Origin of the sequence: Pedobacter cryoconitis, assembly GCF_014200605.1 — a bacterium.
GTDB lineage: Bacteria > Bacteroidota > Bacteroidia > Sphingobacteriales > Sphingobacteriaceae > Pedobacter > Pedobacter cryoconitis_B.
Map to the genome: position 1 here is coordinate 1,189,389 of NZ_JACHCE010000001.1, position 21,726 is coordinate 1,211,114.

Annotated in this window: 8 protein-coding genes; all 8 read left to right on the plus strand. The window is 41.3% G+C overall.

Annotation, left to right across the window (positions count from 1 at the left end; genetic code table 11):
- Positions 1 to 6 precede the first annotated feature (6 nt).
- The 8 genes from HDE68_RS05210 to HDE68_RS05245 all read left to right on the plus strand — a co-directional run bounded on the left by HDE68_RS05210 (position 7) and on the right by HDE68_RS05245 (position 21,669).
- Entirely contained in the window at positions 7 to 3,465 is a 3,459-nt protein-coding gene (locus HDE68_RS05210; protein WP_183879580.1) for a hypothetical protein, read from the plus strand.
- A 28-nt stretch (positions 3,466 to 3,493) separates the two neighbouring features.
- Complete coding sequence (locus tag HDE68_RS05215) at positions 3,494 to 5,068, plus strand: hypothetical protein (protein WP_183879583.1); 1,575 nt, start codon at positions 3,494 to 3,496, stop codon at positions 5,066 to 5,068.
- Between the two features lie 42 nt (positions 5,069 to 5,110).
- Entirely contained in the window at positions 5,111 to 13,513 is an 8,403-nt protein-coding gene (locus HDE68_RS05220; RefSeq protein WP_183879585.1) for a hypothetical protein, read from the plus strand.
- A 93-nt stretch (positions 13,514 to 13,606) separates the two neighbouring features.
- On the plus strand, positions 13,607 to 14,161 hold the full coding sequence (locus HDE68_RS05225) for an RNA polymerase sigma factor (protein ID WP_183879587.1): 555 nt from the start codon (positions 13,607 to 13,609) through the stop codon (positions 14,159 to 14,161).
- A 91-nt stretch (positions 14,162 to 14,252) separates the two neighbouring features.
- Positions 14,253 to 15,281 carry a FecR family protein gene (locus HDE68_RS05230; protein ID WP_183879589.1) on the plus strand — a complete coding sequence of 343 codons (1,029 nt, stop codon included), beginning with the start codon at positions 14,253 to 14,255 and terminating at the stop codon, positions 15,279 to 15,281.
- Positions 15,282 to 15,412: 131 nt separating this feature from the next.
- Complete coding sequence (locus HDE68_RS05235; RefSeq protein ID WP_183879591.1) at positions 15,413 to 18,865, plus strand: SusC/RagA family TonB-linked outer membrane protein; 3,453 nt, start codon at positions 15,413 to 15,415, stop codon at positions 18,863 to 18,865.
- Positions 18,866 to 18,876: 11 nt separating this feature from the next.
- A complete protein-coding gene (locus HDE68_RS05240; RefSeq protein WP_183879593.1) occupies positions 18,877 to 20,358 on the plus strand; it encodes a SusD/RagB family nutrient-binding outer membrane lipoprotein in 1,482 nt (493 codons plus the stop codon).
- 27 nt (positions 20,359 to 20,385) lie between these two features.
- Entirely contained in the window at positions 20,386 to 21,669 is a 1,284-nt protein-coding gene (locus tag HDE68_RS05245; protein WP_183879594.1) for a purple acid phosphatase family protein, read from the plus strand.
- Positions 21,670 to 21,726 lie beyond the last annotated feature (57 nt).

Below are 21,726 nucleotides of genomic sequence, written 5' to 3' on the forward strand. Positions count from 1 at the left end.
GTAATAATGGATGAACTTACGATCAGCAATATTTCATCAGGAAATACTGCTCTTTATACAGCTGCAGCAGCAGATGGCACCTGGTTTGCTTTTTTACTTGATCAGGGTGTTTCCTGTCCGGAAAATACAATAACCATCAGTCAGACTGTAAAATATCAGGGTTATTATTTATTTGCCACAACAGCCCCGACAGGTGATATCAATACATTTGTGACCAATTGCTGGTCGTATCTGATACCACTAAAAGTAACCTATCAATATAGCGCGATAGTCTGGATGACTAATCCCCAGGGGCCGTTTAATACAGCCAATACATTGCAGCTTGTTTTGTCTTTCTCCGGCGGGCTGCAATTTCAGGTACTGAAGCCGCTGAATTTTAATTTTGGATATAATTATGCCTCCTTATATATCAGTAACAGTACTAACCTGGTCATTGATCCGGTCAATAACAGGTTCGATTTCCAGATAGATCCCAATTATTCTTTTATCAAATTACAAACCAATACCGTACAAAGTAATTCGCAGGTCAGGTCAGACTTACTGGTTCCGATGACAGGAATAGGGAAAGGATGTATGCGTTTTCAAGCTTATTTAAGTACGGCGACTGATTATAATACCGGGAATTTCAACTTTGCCTTAAAATATTTCTTTCCTGATTCGGTAAGCGGACAAATTTCAGAAATCAATGCTTCCCTGCTGATCCCTGGAAATCAGAATGATTTTGATATTTATCAATGCAGCTTATATCCTCCGGATATGCTGAATAGTGCAGGTAATTACACTTATTTTGCGCCAACCGGACAAAGCTGGAACAGCAATACTAAATTAACAACAGCTACAGTCATGGCTGCTTCATTTATGACTGATTATGGTTATCCGCTGAACTTAATCCCTGTAGTTTCGTGGGATGCGGCATATCTGCCCGACACCTATCCCGTAACAGGAAGTACGCTGATGATTTTTAGTCCCCGTTGTCCTTCAGATCCTAATTCGAGATGGTACTTATTGCCTGAAGGAAATTATCGGATTGGGATAGCAGAAGCTTATGTGCCTTACCTTGATGGTAAAAACCAATTGCGTTTTTTATGCGGATTGGCTGGAACTGAAAGTATCAGCTTTACCCCGCAAACTTCAAAAACAACCGGAGATCTGATCAGTTTTATTCCGGGACAGGCTGCACAGGCCACACAATTTCCGATCGTGCCAACAGATAATGTCGTTGGGAGCAATACGGGCAAAACAGGCTTAGTGAATACCTATATTACCTCATGGGCAGGTTTTGCGGCAGGTTTACAAACTAATCAGCCAATTATTTACCATGCCCAGCCACAAGGCTCTTCATTATTTGCCCAAAAACAGGATGTTTTTAATAGTGATGTGCTATTAGGCTATCAAATTCTAAATGCGGGTACACTTTCTACCGGAAATGAAGTCTCTTATTTTCCGATTGCTGCCTATGGTCAGTCTTTAACGGCACCAGCAGATTTTGATCCCATGCAGTTTGAACAGCAAATCCTTAATCCTTCGCGTAAATCTGAAATTGCAGAAAGCCAGAAGGCAGAGGCCGAAATGCTGACCGCAAAGAGACGTACAAACCAAAGGCTATTGCACAGTGAAGCCAATGAAAATATAATCAAAACGACCAGTAATCAGGGGTTTTATATAGAAGTTGATCAGGATACGAGTGTTTGGGATACCTTGAAGATGGCAGTGAATGATGATTTGCAAGGACTGAATTCAGTGCTGTCATTTGATGCCCTTTCTGCAAAACTCCAGTCGGTTTTTCAGAGCAATCAGCTTTTTCTAGTGGTCTCAGCAAATAAAGATGGGGTATTAGGAACATTCAATAGTGAAATGACTATTGAGGGATGGCCTTTTCATATCAATATACCAGCTGCAAACCCAACGGGGCAATATAAAAATGTTTTGCTGTTTAAATACTGTGATGGTGCATTGATTGATCTTTCTAAAAATATACAAAACTGGTCAGACCCTTCTTCTTTTACAGATACCTCAGCAGATGGCCTTTCGAATGTTTCACTATGGCTGCAGCAATATCTGCAAAGCGGAATAGACAAATATGCCATCAACAATGATACTGATTATTATAAATTTCATAAAGTAGCTACCGATCCGTCATGGAAGGGGATACTCGCGCTGAATGTAGATATTGATGTACAGAATTTTCCAGCTGATCTGCAGGGATTGTTAGCTGGTATTGATATGTCTAAATTTGCTGCCCACCATTTTGGCGTAGATTCCAGTTATATAGATCAGAAGGATGGGGAATTAAAAATGCAGAATCCAAGCTCTTTATTTGCATTGATTGATTACGAAGATACTGTCTATCAGCAATTGGGTTATTCAATTGAAGCCTATAAAAAACGCGCCCCGATTAATACTGCTGTAGATTATACTTTTACAGTAATTACACTTAAGGTACTGTTTGAAAATACGCAGATTACGAATTTTAACAGTTACCTCGCATTTACGGTCAACAAGCTCTTTGATGAAAAAATAAATAGTATTAACCGGCAGAATCTGATTATCCTGACGGGCACTTACGAAGATCAGAATGGTATAGCCGCCTATACTTTTAATACCATGGATGATATTATTCTGGTCATGGAAAGTGCGGTTTTTAATACGATAGAAATTGTGAAGGCTTCCTTTAACACGATCGTTCCCCAGCAGGCTGACAGTACTGATGAAGTTGATTCAACCTTTTCTTTCTGGGGATATCTGAATTTAAAAAGCCTTTCAGGATTTGATCTTTTGTCTTTTGGAAGTGAGAATAATACCCTTTCCAGTGGTTACGGAGCTTATTATTCGTCCATGTGTGTAGACTTGTCTTTCCCGCTGAATACGCCGACTATTCAGACCTTCAGTTTTGACATTGGTCAGCTGAGTTTTGATACAGGACAGAGTGTTGCAAGAACAGACAGTCTTTATGCGCACTTTCCTTTGCAGCTTACCGGTATGTCTTATGGTGATGCCAGCAATTCGCCATCTTCACAGGGATATATGAGTGTACTGGTAGAAGGATTGGCTGCGCAGGCCGCTGTTTCGGGCCGCTGGTATGGACTGACTTTTACCCTTAATATGGGTTCGATGGGTGCTTTAGCGAGTTCTGCCGGGTTTAATTCCATCTTTATGACCTGCTGGAGTCCCGGTCAGCAGGGGGCCGCTGCAATGATCAAACTTTCGGGAGTAAATCCGCAGGCCCCTGCATTTAGTTTACAGGGCGTTATCAATATAGGAATTGGCGTGATTATGCTCCAGAATATATCTGCGATGGGGAAAACGCCTTCTTATATGATGCAGATCAATAATATTGTGCTGAAACTATTGGGACTTTCATTTCCTGCCGGCGGGAATATCAATTTTTACCTGTTTGGCAATCCGGATGTAAGCGGAGCTCCGCAAAGCCTGGGATGGTATGCCAATTATGCCGAAAAAAGCTAATCAATGTTAACTTAAGTCAACTCATAAGATGCCATTAATTGAACAAATCCAGGAATTGATGCTCGAGGCGGGTGATATTTTCACGAAGAGCCTTGGGGACCGTAAATTAAAAATCTCACAGTTTCTGCAAACACAGGATTTAATCAGGGTATATGTGAATGCTTCAAGTGGTTTGGGGCATCAGGCAACTACGATAGGAATATTATACCGGCTGATAGCTTTGGGCTACAATACGCAGGGAAAAACCGCACAAATTATTTATGATAATTCTGATGGGGCTACAGCTGCTAAATTACAATTACTGATCCCGGGGTTTTCTGCTGCGGATCCTCAGCCACTGACATTTAATAATGTAAGATTTGAGTTTATTACCCTGGCAGATTTTCCAGCCAGTGCTCCTGCACTTATCTCTTTCGGGGTTACAGGTGGTTTTGATGATAATGTGGCTAATCTTGCTACACGTTGTAATGTAGAGTTTTTTCTGAAACTGCAGCCTTTTCAATGGACTATGCAGAATGCTATCCAGCGGAAAGATTCAGCGGACTATATTATTTTGGAAACTATTGTTGCTTTAGATACTGCAGCATTTGTCAATCAGGGTTATTATATTCCGCCACCGGCAATGGGAGAAACGCAATACGGCTGGTTTGAGGCTGCTGCCCCTGCAAAAGTAACCCCGTACAGGCAGATCATAGCGGCCTGTACAGGAGAAGAATCTATAAATCTGATGCCTGTTTATGGGATCGGGAATAAACCTTTGGAAGGTATTCCTCAGAGTAATTATGTAATTGAGGCTATGCCAGACGTCCGTTCTGCAACAGCTCTTTTTTATTTAGTGGCAGCAGTAGCTGACAGACAAACAAAACCGGCATTACCAGCACTTAATAAGGCAGCTGTAATTGTGAATATTGCTACAAATACTCCGGAATGTTATGCAGAATTTGCTGAACTGATTAGTGGGGCAAAGGATGGTTCACAAGGATTAAATGATTATGTGAATACAAATAATCTGACTACAGGCACCCCGCAGAGCAGAATTTATATTAAAAGTTTTGATAGCGGAGATTTGCAGGCTACACTGGAATTTTTGCAGGAGCCAGGTAATGCTACTAAAATTTTAATTATTAAAATGAATGGTTTGCCGCTTTATGCTTTTGATTATATGTATGCTCAAAGTTCGCTGCCACCGGTTTTTGAAGGAAAGGGAACGGCTAACCTGGTACTGAATTTAAATAAACCATTTATTAATCTTGTTAAAGATAGAACAAGAGCGCCTTCAGTTGCTGTTCCCAGATGGCGTAATGTGGTGTATCCGACATTGCCTTTAAATGCTGCCCCGGGGCAAATTGCTCAGGACATCCAAAATCAAAAGATTTTCAGAATGAAGGAAGGTATAGCCACATTCAATGGTCAGGTTGTGGCAAATTTTGATACAACCTCAGTCTTTGCACTGGCTACCCTGATTGAGCAGTCCTATACAGCTGACTCAGTTACAAATACTTATTTCACAAATCTTTATGGTTTTTATCATGATGAGAATAACGATAAGCTTTTACTGAGTTTATGTTATTTTCTGAGTTATGTAAATGGGCTGGAACCCTGATCCTTTGTCATTGATATCCTTTAAAATTCACATCATCATCTTATGAGCACACCAAATCTTCAGCAAATATTCGTTGGTTTACAAGGCCAGATCAACCAGAAAGGTCAGCTTTATTTTGTGAATGCCTGTACGGCAATTGGATTGCCCATTACGGCTTCTGCTTACAGTAATCTTGTTCCTGACGGACAGCTGATTATTCAGACCGTAGTTTTAACCATGCCTGATGAAAATACGGTATTGGTCACTGGCAGCACCAGCTCTTTTGATTATATCGATTCGCCGGTAAGTGTTAAGTTTTATATCAGTGACGGTGTGCTCAACGATGAGCTGATCCTTAGTTTTGGAACTCAGCAGCTCAGTATGCCTGGTGTATCCTGGTTTTATGTAGGTAACCCCGGTTATGCAATTACTGTTGCCGAAGCACAAATCCCTGTAACAGGTTTTGTGACGGGGACAATTAGTGCAGGTGTAGTTCTGGATATCGAAATCGGTTTTCCTTTAACCAATAATATCTGGTTACTGAATGCAACCTGTGAAGCTCCTTATCCGGGTATTTCTAATTTTTTTCAATTGGTAGGGGGGATAAATTTACAGGCCATATTACCACCCCCATTTAATATATTCAGTGACCTTGGCCTGCAATCGATTAATCTCGCTTATAACAAATCATCTTCAGCAATTGAATATATCGTGCTGGCTATTGCTACCGATCCCAATCACCAGTGGAACATCCTGCCTGGCGTAATTGTTACAGGTTTATCATTTATCTGTACCGTAAATAACCCCGGAGATAATAAAACAAGATCTGCCGCTTATTTGATTTCCGGAACTTTTACAATTGGGCCTCCTGAAGCCAATACCATGGTGGTATCTGCTAACGTACCTGATTTCAGCGCCAGTGTTTCGCTCGAAGAAGGAGCGATTCAGCTGGGTGATCTGATCACTATGTTTTTGCCGGGGGTAACTTTGGATTTAAAGTCTGAGATCAGTTCTTTCAGTCTCAATATTGATCCTTCCGCACAATCTTATATGATTGACTGCGGAATTCAGTCTGACTGGAAATTCTTTACATTACCTAACGGGACAAGTTTTACCATGACTGCCCTGCAAATGACCATTAGTTCACAACAGGGAACATCCAGTGGTCAGATTGCCGGAACCTTTCATATCGGGGATACGAATACCAATGATGGCTCAGGAGTGGACCTGACCGTATTTGCAGGTTATGCGGCTAAAGCCTGGAGTTTTGGTGCCAGAACAGGGCAGGACCAGGTTATTTCACTGATTGCTATTGCTTATACCTTTCTGGAGCCTTTTGGAATGGCTTTTTTACCGGAATGGGTGAACAATCCGGTATTGGATATCAAAAATGTATCCTTCCTGGCTACCATTCCGGATGCTTCAGAAAAACTGCCTGATGTTTATAATTTTTCCGGAGAGGTTCTCTGGCAGCTGGATTATAACTCCTTTCATCTGGCATTGGATGCAACAGTAGATATTACTTATAGTGATGGGAAAAGCTCCGGGACCATCACTGGTTTAACTGATTTATTCGGGCTCAAATTCACAATCGGCTACCAGTTTGGTGAAGCAGACCCAACCCTGGTTTACCTGATGTGGGAGGGGATTAAATGTACCTATCTCAGTGATAGTACGACGAAAACAGATACCATTACATTTGCCATTACCGGCATGTCACTGGGCGAAATTATCACAGATTTTATCGCCTCGTTTTCGCCCGGCTTTACATTGCCTGCACCCTGGAACATGTTAAACAGTGTGAACCTGGATGGCTTGAGTTTTGTCTATACACGTAACGAAACTGATCCCACAAAAAATATTATTAAAGGTACATTACCGCTCAATATAGATTTAGGTTTTATTAAGATTTCCAGTATTAACCTCACTAAAGATGTAACTGGTCTGTTTCTTGGCTTTGAAGGGGCCTTTCTTGGCATTCCAATTTCCTCTGCCAATCCGGATACCAAGGCACTTTCGGGTAAAGGAAGTAATGCCCAGAACATGCCGGCAGTACCTGGTTTGGGATCTCAGTTTTTTGACCTGCATTTTCTTGGCCTCGGCCAGCATGTAGGTATTCAGGGGGCATCATCGTATAATTCTGTCATTGAAGCTGTAGATGCAATGAGTAAAGCATTTCAGCCTGCTGAACCTGGAAGTTTACCTGTGCCAACCTCTTCAAACCCACCACTTGTTTATCAGCAGGAAAGTAACTGGCTGATCGGGGCAGATTTCACGCTGGCTAAATTTTACCGGATCTCTTTTGTTTTTAATGATCCTAATTTATACGGACTGGCTATTTCCATTACAAAGGATGCTAAGTTTTTAGGCAACCTTAATTTTGAAATCCTTTATAAAAAAATAAATGATTCTATAGGGATGTATCAGCTTGATCTCCAGCTTCCCGATGAATTCAGACACCTGGAATTCGGAGAAGTATCCTTTACTTTACCAGTGATCGGTATCCAGATTTATACCAATGGGGATTTTTATCTGGATTTCGGTTTTCCAGCCAGTATCACTGATTTCTCGAGATCATTTACCGTACAGGTATTTCCATTTATAGGCCAGGGTGGTTTTTATTTCGGATTACTGAGCGGGGCAACATCGACTAATATTCCATCTACAACCTGTGGTTATTTTGGTACCGTAGTAGAATTTGGGCTCGGTTTATCTTTAGGGGTTGGTAAAACTGTGGATGAAGGCATTCTTAAAGCCGGACTTTCGCTCACTGCTGTAGGGATTTTCCAGGGAACTATTGCCCTTTTCACTCCTACACCAGGCAACGGGGCTCAGGATGATACCTATTATTGTTTACAGGGAACTATGGGATTAACAGGACGTATTTATGGTTCAGTTGATTTTGCCATTATATCTGCATCACTGGATATAACGGCCTATATTTATGTCATCTTCAGAATAGAAAGTTATATGGCTATTCCGATTGAGTTTACTGCAGGTGTATCAGTATCGCTGCGTGTAAAGATCAATCTGGGCTTATTCAGTATACATATCTCGTTGAGTTTCAGTGCGACCATTTCAGCTTCTTTTGTGATTGGCCAGAATCATTTACAGGATGCGCAATGGAATAAATGTACACACAGTGAAACTTATCTTTCTTCGGCAAAACGTTTACTGGCAGGCGCACCTGTCAATATCGTCTGGCAGCATGTTGTTCCTGATAATGGCAATACCTATACACTGGATTTATACCTGATGCCGCACCTTACCGTTTCGGGAGAAGGGAGTAAGGCAGGGGCACAATATGTTGCCATGCTTTATATAGACACGGCAGTTCCTGCATCTGCTGTAAATATTACAGGCACAACGGCCCTGGCTACTGGTGTGTTTTACTGGACATTGGGCGCATTGCTTGGAAGTTCGCAAAATTCCCTGACTACGTCATGGATCGATCAACAGGACATCACAGCAGATCAGCTCAGTCAGCTCTTGTGTTATTTCAATACAAGGGCAAATAATGAAGCCCCTTTTAATTACCTCAATGATTCGGGGAATGATATTCAGCATTTTCTGAAGTATTTTTTCACTGTGTCTGTGGTGCCTGTAGATGATACTGATTCTGCAACAATGGAGGCGGCTGTTTTTCCGGCCATACCAGAATTACTGCTTCAGGCGATATACAATGGAACTGCCGGAACACTGATCAATTTTGCGACAGAAAGTATGACCGGTAACGGAGGTTATATTGCTGATTTATCCAAATTAATAGCTGCAATGGCTGTACAGTACGAATCGGCGGCAACTGCCAGTTATTATGATAATGATGAATGCAGCGGATTTACAGATCAGTATTATCAGCAGCAGCCTGATCTTTCTATTCCTACTTTTATCTTTACCGACTTTATCTCTTCAGTAGCAAAAAGTCTGCTGCAGAATGCCCTGGATGCCATGAGTGCAGCAGGCAAAACGAGTATGCCTGTCAGCGAACTGATGTCCATTACCCTGACCCCTGATAATGTTAAAAATGCAGGCAGCATGATTTCGCGCTTCCTGCTTTATGGGCTCAGATTGCCTGCACCACCTGATTTAAAAACAGGCAAAGTTGAACCATTATATGTCCTGACCGGACAACAATTACCTGTTCCTTCGGGTATTGATCCTGCTAAAGACAGTTATGTTATTCAGTTATCGAAACCTGCTGCAGATACCTGGATTAATTTTCCGGGAGCTGGCGGTGATGTTTTAAGTTTGAAAATATCTGCTACAGAACTTCAGCGTGCTACTGATATGAGCAAGATTCTGATCACTCCGTCATTACAGCCAGGTTCTCCGGCCCCGGCTGCCAATTATAGTGACTCTCCACAGCTCTTTACCCTTGGAAGCCCTGCGATATGGAACTATCCCGGAGATTATTACCAGGGAATTAAAGGTACGCCTTCGTTATGGAAATTTCCATCTAATTTAAGTAGTTTACTCGCAGCTCAGCTGGTTACTGAACCTTCATTTTCGCTGGTTACACTAACGGCCGCTTCAGGAAATCCTGTTAAAGGAGTGATAAATACCTATACATGGAGTACGGCAATCAACCTTACTTTACAAAAAATAAAGGCCCCTGATGTCCCTGAAACTTCCATGTCCCCTAATATGTATAGCCTGGTTGGTACAGATTATACCGGGATCAAATATTTACAGGCTTTGATTACCTATATCAATAGCGAAAAGAACGGTGCAACTGATTTTATCAGCCAGATACAACTTTTATGGGAGCCTAATCCATCACAAGGCAGTTCTGGTGGTTATGCTTCGGATGAAAACGGGGCTTATGAAATGGCTTTTGTAAAAGCAAATCTTTCGACAGCAACAAACCCGCAGACGGGCTTGATGATGGCTTTTGCTGCTGAAGAAACGGCTACTGTTTATAATACGCTGAATACACCGCTCGATTTTATTTCGCTGTTATGGGAATGCAGTATTACACTTTCTGGTGGATACTATATGTATTATGCTAAAAAAGGAGGAGCTGGTTTAGACGCTGCACTATTTACAGATAGCGGAACTGCACAGCTGAGCCTGGTCATCACGTATAACAATTTTATTGCTGAGCCCTTTCTGAATGGTGTGGTTATCGGTGATCAGATCAATAGCAATGATACGGTCGTTTATGCCGAAGCACCAACAGTAAATACCCGTTTGGCTACCTTACAGGCTGGATGTCTGGGCTTTTCTGTAGTCCGGAATAATCCGGGTGAATACAATGCTGTCAATCCGCTTCCAACAATAAGCGAAGATACAGTGTACCTGGAAAATCAATTTAACCTGATCGGATCTGCACTGGAAGGAATAAGTGCTTATCAGAACCTGCTTCCTTCGGGCCCGGTAGATGCCCTTGATCAGGAACAGGCAGATCAGCTTAGTTCTGGTGCCTATACTACACAGGAGGAAACTTTAGAATGGAATTACAGTGGTATTATCCCTTATTATAAATATGTTCAGGCTGGTGGCTTGCTGGATACAATGAACCCTTATGCCGGAACAGGTGATCTGGTTCATATGCTGCTGAACTGGCAGGATATGTTTGGTAATTTCCCAACTCAGGGGACAGCTGTATTGCGTGTTGATCAGCAAATGCTTTACACTGATCAGATTGTTTCGCTTTCACAATGGCCGGCCAGTGCGCCAAGCTATGAGTTTCAACTGAATGATAAGCTACCTGCTGTAAAACTCAATTTCTGTTTTGATACCAGCAGATATCTGGCATCGGGCGGAGCGGGTATTGCACAAAATGACCTCCAGATTTATCTGCTGCTTTATTATCAGCTGAGCCAGGGGAATGATTTACTGCTGGACTTTACAGTTTCCATTGACGGTACTGCACAAAATCCGGCAGGAACGGTACGCAGTATTGAGGTGAATGGGTTTGTACAGGTGTATATTCTACCAATTATTAATTGGTTAAATGCAATTGTCACTACAGGAACCGCACCTTCTCCATCAGGAATCCCTGTGCCTTATGTGATTACTTCGGCCATTGATCCATCACTGATCTCTGCTTATACACAGCTCTTCCCTTTAAACACGACTTTTAATATGAGACGTGTTAATCATGTGGACCCAAACTTCCTGACTACACCGGGGGTGGCCCGGGCATCTACAGCGATACAGCCAAAATCACAGGCAGAGAACTTTAATTCGGCAGATAGCAGCCTGTCACTGGTCCCATTTGCAACAAACTTTGAAGGTGTGTTTGCCAATCAGCCTTCAGCAGGTATCGTTTTAAAAATTGCTACTTCGTCCGAAGTCAATAATGCAGTAAGTGATGCTTCTTCATTACCACCTGTGTGGGTGGTACGTATGGATAGTACGGGTAAAAACGGATTGAAATATAGCTTTAAAAACGATCAGGTGTTTTTCTTTGCACCAATCCCGTTAGCGGTATCTCTCCAGTCTTTTTCTGCAACAATTAACCCTTATCTGAGCGGGCAGGCTTATCCTGCAGGAAAAGCAGTGAAGAAGAGTTTCAGCAGTATAGATCTTGATGGCTGGGGAATGCAGTTTTTGGTTGCGGTAGATAAATTCTTAAGCCCAGAATATGCAGTACCTGCCTTTTTAATGGATAATGGTGTTCTATTACAACAAGTTTTGGATACCAAGCAAGCTATTGCCGAAGCGATGGAGGGAACAATTGATTATATTATTGAACCGGTAGATAAAAGCGGGGCAAATATTGGAAATGCACAGGAAATATGGAAACAGCAAATGCTTATCCAGCTTTCAAATGCCTATACTTATACTGCTGCGGTACAAACTCCGGTCACTGTAAATTCTTGCTATACAGGGTCTAATAATGAACCGCCTGCAGCTCCTTATGTACCTGCTTTTTATGGTAATATCCAGGGTTACGCACCGTCAATACCGGGAGAATCTGGCGTTATTCCGGCTTCAACAGAGTATTCACTTTCTACAGCTAAAGTACCTGCAGCAAATGGTAATTCGTGGTTAAGTTATATGTTCCAGTCAAAAGATACAGCCAGATACCGTGCTTTTGAATTTGATCATATTCAGTATAATATCACTCATATTGAGAATCAGATACAGTCTGTACCGGGAATGGGTGATTATCTTGCATCGTCATGGTTAAATTTTGTGATCCCGGTTGATGCGACATGGAATACCGTTGGCCCGATAACCATACCTGTGCCACTGAGGGCTTATCCAACCCCGCCATCCGTAACCGGACAAAGCTTCAGCTATCCGGCGGCCGGATTGTCTGATGAGGTAACAGTAACGGAAGCGAAGAACTGGATATACCAGTTCGATTATAAAAATTCGAATGCTGCGCAGGATATGATGAACCTGCAATTGCAATTAAATATTCCGGCAGGTAATGGAATGATGAGTGCTAGTGAGGAGCATATAACGCTTGATCAGGCGCTTGCGCAGTTTATGAGTGTTTATCCGCAAATCAGTGCAGATTTTGATGCGTATTTGCTAAAAATGTCTTCCACTACTACAGTTGACAGCAATAGTCCCGGATATCTGGCAGTACAGGCATTTATTGAAGTCATCCAGTCTGTAGCAACTGCCTGGGCAGCATGGAACCAGGTAAACCCGGTCAAAGCAACTTTACAAAGTAAACCAAATGCTTTTAAAGCTATGGATTTACCGCAGCCGGTCCTTCTTAATTATTCAGTTACTGAAACCGGGCAGGACGAAACGGGTTATCTGATTATAGCTGTCGCAGCCGATGCCGCCAACACGCTGAATGTGATCCCGGGAATTAATATTACCGGTTATACAGCAGAAAGTTCTGGTGTACCTAATTCGTGGTTATATTACGTTATGGTCAATGGAACGAAAGTTTATCTGCATAAAGATGATGCTAATGATGACCATTTCAGACATGTCTTTTTACAGGACCTGGATATCATTAATATTCAAAATGCCTGGTCGGGCGTGAGTATTACCCGAAACAATGAACTTATAGAAACTGAAGGTGGTCAATGGGAAGTTACTAATCCTTATTTTATTTACCAGACACCAATGGTGATGTTCTATACCAAACTTATTCCATTGCTTTCGGGATGTCAGGCAATTAATATAGCCTCTATAGGAGGTAATGGAAGTCCGCGTCCTTTACAGGAGAATATGGAAGCTTTATTCAATGCGCTTACTGAAGATGGAACCATGTCCTTTTTGACTAAACTATCTTGTAATTATACTTATACAATAGCCGGCAGCGGCTTGGAAGTGACCATTCCTGTATTACTTGCTTTACCTTTTGAGTTGTCGGCAGCAGATCACGGAAAAGAATTTGCCGATACTTTAAGTACCGAATTGCAGGCCTGGCTGACCGCGCATATTGAAGATAGCAATAATGGCGGCTTTACTTTTCTGATTGAGGTATATTCTGGTTTTGATCAGAACCTGCTGTTATTGCAATTGAATTTTTACTTAAATCTGTTCTGATGTTTTTATAAGATTAGCTCATTTGTTGGAATGTAATTTAATATCATGTTAATGTGTCCGTCATTTGGCTAATCTACTTTCGCTTCATATTTTATGGGCGAAAAAACAAATGCCGGATTTACTAAAGATCTTGTAAATGACCTCGATGAGAAAGCTTTCGAGGATCTTTACCGGCGTATGTACCCGACGTTAAAAAAATATGCTGTTTACCTGGTCAAAGATACAGAAGAAGCACAACTGCTTTTAAATGATGTCTTTATTGCGGTCTGGAAAAACAATATTCAAATGGTGGATGAGAAAGCATATTTATTCAGGGCGGTGAAAAATGCAGCGTTAAATTATTATAAAACTGCTAAAACCAGCTTTGTGGATATAGATGATGAAGGATTGACAGAAATCCCTGACCTGAGTGCAGATCCCTCACAATCCTATCTGAAGAGAGACCGTAACAGAATGCTTTATGCCATGATAGATCAGATGCCAGAACGCAGACGACTTGTTTTTTATCTGTATAGAATTGATGGTTTCAGCTATAAAGAAATTGCAGCCTTGCTTGATATTTCTGTACGGACGGTCGAAGACCACCTGGTTAAAGGCTTCCAGTTTTTACAGGAAATGGTCATTAAACATGAAGGCGAATTCAGATAAAAAAGGCTTAACTATTTTTTAATGGAAAGTTAACATGTTCCGACCCGTACAGGGCCTGCAAATTCTTGTCTTGTTATTATAAATCGTAATAATGGATCAGGAGACCTGGAAATTTATACTTGCTTATTTATCGGATCAGGAGAATGCAGAGCGGAAACAGCAGCTAAATGAATGGCTGGCTAAAGATCCCCTGCATCAGCAAAAGTTTGAACAAGCCAAATTGCTATGGCAGGACACGGCCATAATTCAGGAAGATGAGCAGTGGAAGGAAAGTTTTAAAACTATCCGGGAGGCAGTTAAACCAGTAGTGAATAAAAATGTTCAGCCTGTTTTAAATAAAAAAGCCCTATGGCTAAAACTTTGGCCGATAGCCGCAGCAGCTGCAATTTCGGGTGCAATCCTGTTTGTCTTTCTGTTTAAAACACATGAACCGGTCAGCACTGCGGTAAACCCAACCACCTGGATCTTAAAAACCGCAGAACCTGGAGAAATCAAGAAAGTGATTTTACCTGACAGCACAGAAATATGGCTGAACGCAGGCAGTTCTGTTCGTTTTCCGGAAAATCTTAAACATGCAGCACTCAGAACAGTCAGTTTAACCGGAGAGGCATTTTTTAAAGTGAAAAAAGATCCGCTGCATCCATTTGTGGTGCAGAGTTCCATATTAAGAACCCGTGTGCTGGGTACCAGTTTTAATATTCGTGCATGGGCTGGCCACAATGCTGAAGTTACTGTACTGACAGGAAAGGTTGCTGTTTCAAAAGATTCGGCAGGGATACAGACCGCTATGGTTCATCTGCTCCCAAATCAAAAGGCGGTTTACAATATTCATTCTGCCTTATTAAAAAAAGAAAATGCAGCAGACACAGAAAGTGCTGTAAGCTGGACAACCGGAAAAATGGTTTTTGACCAGCTTCCGGTCAAAGAAGTCCTGGAAACCATATCACGCAGGTATGGCGTGGAAATCATGACTAAAGATTCATTTGACGGTTGTAAACTGACTGCCCGTTTTAACAATGTGAGTTTAACGGAAGTAATGAAAACACTGAAATTGACTTTGGATATCCATTATACAATTAATCAGCACACCATTTATATAAAAGGAGGTAAATGTAATTAGACAGCTATTAAACAAAATAGCCGCAGCATGTTGACGCATGCTACGGCTAATAATCTTCGCTATTGATGTTGACGCATCAGCTAGCATTATCAATTTATTTTAACCCATCAACGATTAAAACACACGAAGTTATGAAAAAGTCAGCAGTGACTAATCAATTAATTTTTAAAGTAATGCGTTTTTTTACTCTCCTGTACATCCTGATCTCTGTAATGCTGGTTGCCGGACAGGCATCCCCTTTAAAAGCACAGGAGTTAACCAACAGGGTCAGTTTCAATTTTAAGCATGGTACACTGGCAGAATTGCTCAGGAACATCGAAAAGAAAACGAGCCTTACTTTTGTCTATACCAATAAGGACATCGGCATCAACCAGTCTGTAAGTATGATCAAAGTGGATGACGAACTGGTCAGTACTTTACTTAACCGGGTGTTAGGCCCGATGCAACTCACTTATATTGTTCAGAATAATCAGGTAATTATTAAAAAATCATCGGGAATTAAAGGTAAAGTTACGGACGAAAAAGGATTACCAATACCCGGGGCAAGTGTGATTGAGAAAGGAAGCTCCAATGGGACGACCACAAATTTTAATGGTGATTTTAGTCTGAATGTACATGATCCTGCTGCAACAATCCTTTTCAGGATGATGGGCTACCAAAGCAAAGAACAGGCCTTGAACGGAGAAACAGTCATTAATGTCAGTTTAATTCCGGATCAGACAGCTTTATCGGAAGTTGTAGTGACTGCACTCGGGATCAGACGTTCCGAAAAAGCACTTGGTTATTCTATAGCTACAGTGGAAGGGGCCGATCTGAATACCGTAAAGGAAGTTAACGTAGTCAATTCGCTGGCTGCAAAAATACCCGGGGTAAATATTGTAAGTACAGGTTCTGACCCTGGTTCTACTGCGTTGATCACCATCAGGGGACAATCTTCTATTGCAACTGACAACCAGCCTTTGTTTGTTGTAGATGGTGTACCAGTTGCACATTCGCTGCGTACGCCGGCAACAGTAGGCCGTTCTTCTGTAGATTACGGTAGCCCTGTGGCTGATGTAAGCCCTGATGACATTGAAAGTATTACCGTACTGAAAGGGGCAAGTGCTGCGGCTTTATATGGGAGCAGAGCTGGTAGTGGTGTGGTGCTGATCACCACAAAAAGCGGTTCTGGCAGTAAAAAAGGAATGGGTGTCAGCTTAAATTCCAATGCGATGTTTGACCAGGCCTGGTTATTTCCTCATTTCCAGCATCAGTTTGGGGCAGGAAGCTATACCGATGATCCGGCCTCTTCAACTTCTGGTGCCTGGGGCCCGAGGCTTGATGCGGGAACCAAACACCTGCAATGGAACAGTCCGCTTGACGCCAATGGAAAAGCAGTACCTACAGACTGGGTTTCCTATCCGGATAATGCAAAGAATTTCTTTAGAACAGGATCAACTTATACCAACAATATCGCGATCACCGGAAAAAATGCGGATGGGAATTATAGGTTATCCTATACCAATCTGGTTAATAAAGGGATTGTACCCAATACAGATCTTAACAGAAATACTTTAAACCTGGCGGCAACTTATGTACTGCATCCTAAAGTAAGGATCAGTACTAATCTGGGCTATGTGAGCAATACCAGCGATAACCGCCCATCATCTTACCGGGAAAGCGTAACGCAAATGGTTTATTCTATGCCTGCCAATATGAACATTAAAGATCTTCAGAATTACTGGAAACCAGGCAGGGAAGGAATTGAGCAATTTTCTCCTGATGATTCTGATAACCCTTATTTTGTGGCTTATGAACATATCAATGCTTATGACAGAAACCGTCTGACAGGAAATGTGCAGGCAATTATTGACCTGAGACAGGATTTAAGCCTGATGGTGCGTACGGGATTGGATATGTATAATGAAGAACATGAAACTAAACGTCCTTTCAGCTCTAAAAGGTTTAAGTTTGGTGGTTACAGCGTTGATAAGAATTATTTCAGCGAAATGAACTCTGATTTCCTGTTAAGTTATAAGAAGACACTCAATCAGAACTGGTCTTTTGGTGTTTCTTTTGGAGGTAACCAGATGAGCCAGACCAGCCGCAGCAGTGCGCAGGGGACTGAAAGTCTGAGTATTCCCGGTGTTTATAACATTGGAAATGCACAGGCGGGTACTATTGTGAACTCACAGTATAATTCACGTAAACATATCAATAGTATTTATGGATTAGGACAGGCGTCTTTTAAAGATATGGTATTTGTAGATGTAACCGGAAGAAATGACTGGTCAAGTACTTTACCTGCTCAAAATAATTCTTATTTCTATCCTTCGGTCTCTTTAAGTGCGGTATTGACCGATATATTCAAAGTGAAATCTAATGTTTTATCTTTTGCTAAAATCAGGGCGAACTGGGCACAGGTAGGAAGTGATACAGACCCTTATCAATTGTATAACAGTATTCCTTTTAACCAGGATTGGGGAGATGTGAAAAGGGCAACTATAGAGTTTAACCTCAAAAATAACTTCCTGAAACCAGAGATTGCAACTTCTTATGAGTTTGGTACAGACTTAAGGTTCTTATCGGGCAGAATCGGACTGGATCTGACCTGGTATAAAACGAATAAAAGAAACCAGATCATTAATATTCCTACGACCATAGCTTCGGGAGCTTCAAACCGGTTGATTAATGCAGGAAATATTCAAAATAGCGGATGGGAGATTGGTTTAAATGCAGTACCTGTTCAGGGGGCTTTTAAATGGGAAATGAGTGCAAACTTCACCAAAAATGAGAACAAAGTAATTTCTTTACTTGCTGGTCTTCCAGAATACTCTATGGGGAGTGCCGATGGCGATAATATTCGTTATTTAATAAAAGAAGGAACTAAAATAGGTGATTTTTATACACCTAGTTATACGAAAATAGCGAGCGGCCCGCATCAGGGGGAAGCCTTACTGGATAAAAACGGACATTATATCCGCAATACGGCAGAATATGTGAAAGTTGGTAATTATAATCCTGATTTTACGGTAGGCTTTAGCAATACTTTCAGCTACAAAGGTTTTACGCTTAATGTTTTACTGGATTGGAGAAAAGGTGGTAATTTTTATTCTTATGTAGTTAAAAATCTGCTTACAGGTGGTTTGACAGACAATACGATTGCTGGCAGGGATGCACAGACGGGCGGCCTGGCCTGGGTAGATTCACAGGGAACCAAAAGGAATGACGGAATGATTATTCCTGGATATATCGCGAATGGCGATGGTACATTCAGAGAAAATAATGTAGTGATTGCTGCATCTGATTTTTATGATAATACTTATAACAAATTCTATGAACGCTTAACCTATTCTGCTTCATTCCTTAAAATCAGAGAAGCTTCTTTAACCTACGTTTTTACTAAAAATATGCTGCGTAAGCTGCCGGTAAATAACCTGTCTGTTTCTTTGATTGGCAGGAATTTATATACCTGGACTGCGAATGGTTTAGGATATGATCCTGAAACGACTATGAGTATCAGCGATGGATTTAAACAAGGGGTTGGCCATTGGACTTTGCCAGGAACCCGCTCTTATGGTGTGAAATTAAGTTGTAATTTTTAAGTATAGCAAAGATGAAATTGAAATATATAACCATTTTAGTATTGACTTTAACGGTAATGAGTGCCTGTAAAAAGGACTTCGATAAAATTAATACGAACCCTAATTCCCCGCAAACAACCAATACAGAATTTTTAATGTCCGATGTGCTGGTCTCATCCGCTTATGCCTACCAGGAAAATGCAGTGAACAGAAGACCTGCATCTGCAGCCAGATATCTTACACTGGTACGGAATACCGGGTATGATCTGTTTGTCTGGGGACCTGTTGACTGGAATGATATTTTTGCACGTTTATCGGTGAATAAAACCTTTATGGAAACTGCTTCGGGCAGGGGCGAAAATCAATATATTGCTGTCGGTAAGATTATGAAAGCATTTAATTTCGGATATCTGACGGATTTGTATGGTGATGTGCCTTATTCTCAGGCCTTAAAGTCTAAAGAGAGTAATGTCACTACGCCTGAATACGATAAACAGGAAGTAATTTATCCGGATCTGCTGCTTGAACTTCGGGAAGCGAATGACCTGCTGAAAAATCCGGGTGGTGAGATTAATGCAAAAGCTGATGTCATTTATAAAGGGAAGGCTTTGCAATGGCGGAAATTTGCTAATACCCTGCGTTTAAGAATGCTGCTCAGGATAGCCAAAACATATCCTGCTGCTTTTACTGAGATGCAGGAGATTATCAACAGCCCGGCTGTATACCCGGTTTTCGAAAGCAGCAGTGATAATGCAGAAATGGCCTATCTTGGAAATATTGCAGCTTATAGCTGGCCGGGTGGCCCACTGGCGATGATTGATTTTGATTACCTGAAAACAAAAGTTAGTAAAGAGCTGGTTGACAGGTTGATTTTAAGAAATGACCCGAGATTGGGTATATGGGTAGAACCTGTAAAAAGTACTGTTGGTTCAACAGTTGACCTGAACAAATATGTAGGTGTACCCAATGCAATAGATGCGCCCTCTGCATATAATGGTGGTGAAGATCATGTTTCTGTTTTCTCTTCTTCTTTTTTCAGGAAAAATGGCGGGGCAACAAACCCGGTACTTAAAGCAAGTTTAATTACTTATACTGAGATGTGCTTTATCCTGGCAGAGGGGATGCAGAAAGGCAGGATTACTGTTCCCGGAGAATCGGCAGAATCTATGTACTATAAAGGGATTAAAGAATCGATGAATACTTATGGTGTAGCTGCGGCAGCAAATGCTTCCGGTTATTATGCACAAACACTGGTTAAATATGACGGCTCTTTAGAGCAGCTCATCACTCAAAAGTGGCTTGCTATGTTATTCAAAGGGGCAGAGGGCTGGTTTGATCAGCGTCGTACAGGTTTCCCCGCTTTTGTTACAGGACCGCTTGCCGGAGGCAAAGGTATTCCAAAACGCTATGTTTTTCCAGATGCTGAAAGCGCCTTAAATAATACCAATTATCAAAAAGCAATCGCTGTTTTTGGTCCTGATAATGAATCTACCTTAATGTGGTATCTTAAATAATTTTTAATAATTACTAATCATTACAGAATGAATTTTTTCAATATATTAACTTTTTTATTCGTTTTTTTTATTGCTTCTTTCTTTTACAAAGCAGAGGCACAGGATTTTGCTCCTAAAGTATACCCGGACAGGGTAATCCTGACCTGGACAGAAAATCCTGCGGTTAGCCAGACTGTGACCTGGCGTACAGATACGACAATTTTAGGGTCTAAAGCGCAAATTAAAGAAGAAGATTCCAGCCCATCTATGGAACAGGCAATTACCAGTTATGATGCAGATTCCCGTATCCTGTCGGGAGGGAATAATTATATAACGGCAAACTATCATCATGTGACTTTTAATAAGCTGAAACCAAATACGGTTTATGCTTACCGTGTTGGTTCAGGAGAATACTGGAGTGAATGGTTCCAGTTTACGACAGCTTCACAGACAGATAAACCATTTTCTTTTATTTACCTGGGTGATGCCCAGAATGATATCCGTTCTAAATGGTCGAGGGTAATCCGCAAAGCATTTTCACATCAGCCGGATGCCAGGTTTATCATTCATACAGGTGATCTGATTAACCGCTCTGATAATGATACAGAATGGGGTGAATGGCATTATGGAGGTGGATTTATTAACGGGATGATACCAAGTATCCCTTCTCCGGGAAACCATGAGTATATAAGAAATAAACAAAGGGTACTGACCCTTGACCCGCATTGGGGTGTACAATATACTTTACCGGCTAATGGCCCTAAGGGACTGGAAAAATCTGTTTATTATGTAGATTATCAAAATGTAAGGGTGATCTCTCTGGATTCTCAAATGATCATTCTGGATGAGGAATCTGCTAAAATTCAGTACCAGTGGCTGGAAAAGGTTCTCAGAGAAAATACCAATTTATGGACTGTGGTTACTTTTCATCATCCTATTTTTTCAACAGCGAAAAGCAGGGACAATAAAGAGTTCAGAGAAAGGTTTAAGCCTTTGTTTGATCAATACCATGTTGATTTAGTACTGCAGGGGCATGATCATACTTACAGCAGGGGACAAAATCTGCCAAGGGGGCTTTCGGGCAGAGAAGCCAGCGGGCCGGTTTACCTGGTTTCTGTTTCAGGACCTAAAATGTATAAGGTTGACGGCGCTAAATGGATGAATGTTTCTTTAGAAAATACGCAGTTGTTCCAGCTGATCCATATTGATCATCAGGATCTGAAATTTGAGGCTTATAAAACATCAGGAGAGTTATTTGATGCTTTTTCTCTGAAAAAAATCAGTAAAGACCAGGCTGCAGTATTTACAGATTTGAATCCTGCAAAGAAATAGTGTAAGGGCTGAGATGAAATTTTTTATAGTCAGGGCCATATTGTAAATAATTGATAA